Raw genomic sequence first — 2,212 nt, forward strand, 5'->3', positions numbered from 1 at the left:
TCCACCATATGGTAATTTCACAGTAGCAACATTATCATTTAAGGCATTAAATGAAGGTAGTGGAAATATATCATTAAGAAAAACTGTTATATCTAATGCAGATGGATATCGTATTGAACCATTAATTATAAAAAACTCAAGTATAACAATAAATCCATTAAAACAGACAATAGGGAAGATAATAATAAATAATTTTACATATAATAAAAATATTAAAGCCATTGTGCATATTGATGGAGTTAAGCCCATACACAATATAAGTGGAAATATTACCTTTACAAATGTAAATATAAAAGGTAATCCAACGGTTTTAATACCATTTAATAGCACAACATTAAAGACATTTAACAATACTATTAGTTTTTTTATAATTCCAAAAAATGTGTCAAAATATATTGATTTGTTAGAACTTCCTATAAATATCACAAATACAAATTATAATATTACATTGAATATATATGCCAATGGAAAGAAAATTAATAAAACATCTGTTGAAATTATTACAACAACAAATAAATATATTGGTTTTGCAACAGAAAATTCTCTTGGAAAGGTTATTGAAAAAACAAACATTACATTTGGCTCTTCAAAAGAAATTATGTTAAAAGTTTTTAATAGCGATGAAAATTTGACAAATTTTTCAGGATATATTTTTATAAATAATTCCTTATTTGATGTCTCCAATTGTGGAATTTCAATATTTTCCAATATTCGTAATAAAATAAATACTTTGAATATGACCTTTAATAACAGCCACTTGTATTTCAACATTTCACTAACAAATGGAACAAATGGAACATTTAGTATCTTAAAGTTTAATATAACTCCAAAACTTAATGAAAATATTTTTTCAACAATCTATGTAGGGAATCTATCTCTATATTCAAACAGCACAAAAATATACTTTCCCGTTAAAAATCTAACAGTGGGTATTATAAAAAGAGAAGCCAACAACCCGCCAAAATTGAAAATAGCCTACGGCATAATCAATAACAAAGAAGTTCATTTTTATGCTCTAGCGTATGATAAAGACGGGGATAAATTGAAATATATATGGGACTTTGGAGATGGGAAAAACTCAACAGAAGAAAATCCAATACATACCTATTCAAATTACACAATATATAAAATAAAATGTACTGTTAAAGACTCATTAAATGGAACAGATAAAGTGGAGGGCATTATACCTGTTAAAAATATCAATCCAGTAAATTATTCGATTTCCAATGATTCATTCATATTAAATAAAAATGAAAACAAGACGGTTTATTTAAATATAACCTTGAAAAATCCATTAATTCACAAGGTTGACGGATATCTTAATTTTTTAGATTATAATAATTACCATCTTCTAAAAATCCAGTATAAAGTTGTATTAAAACCAAACGAAACTAAAAATCTTATTATTCCAATAAATGTGTCAAAATCATGTGAATTAAATTGGAATGTAGTATATTATCCAGCCATAAAAAATAATAAAGCTATCGATTTTATAAATTATGAATGGGATTTTGAAAAAAAGATAATCTTTAAATCTAAGCCTAAAATAAAAATAAATAAATATAGAAAAGTAATTGATTTAAACAATACACAGGTGGTGGTATTAAAAGTTAATAAAGTTAAAACTATCAAAAATTATGTTATAAACAAAACAATAATACCAAATAATGATAAAATAGTCCCTTATTATTCATTTGCATCAATATTCGGATTTGTTTTGGGTATATTGTTAATCAGATTTAAGATAAAATAATATTTTAATAAAATTTAAAAATTAAATAATAAAATTTAAATACTATTTTTTTTATAATATTCGTTTAGTATTAATAATATATATTTAATTATTACTTAAAAATATTGGAGGTATTGTGCATGAAAAGGATAATTATACTGTCTATTGTGATGTTGCTATCCCTCGTCCCTGGAGTTGTAGGGGCAGAAATAGGAGATATAAATGGAGATGGCTCCATAGATATTTCTGATGTGATATATCTATTCAAGCATAGGAATATTCCATTAGAAGATGGAGATTTAAACTGCGATAACTCCATAGATATTGCAGATGTTGTATATCTCTTCAAAAACTATGATAGATTTAGAGAACCTGTTGTATTTGCTAAAACATTTAGTTTGGAGCCACACTGGAATAAAGGATACTGTTATATGGTGGATTCTGAGGGAAATAAATTTGTTTTATTAAAAGAAGGGGCAA

1 protein-coding gene and 1 pseudogene are annotated in these 2,212 nt (G+C 25.1%); both read left to right on the top strand.

What is annotated here, in order from left to right; translation table 11 throughout:
* A partial coding sequence (locus F7B34_RS07500) for a PKD domain-containing protein (RefSeq protein WP_292461214.1) occupies window positions 1-1,753 on the top strand: 1,753 nt, incomplete at its 5' end.
* A gap of 119 nt (window positions 1,754-1,872) precedes the next feature.
* Window positions 1,873-2,212: pseudogene (locus F7B34_RS07505) on the top strand (ABC transporter substrate-binding protein); the annotation flags it as partial.

The sequence above is a fragment of the Methanothermococcus sp. genome (assembly GCF_015523155.1).
Lineage (GTDB): Archaea > AGJL01 > Methanococci > Methanococcales > Methanococcaceae > Methanofervidicoccus.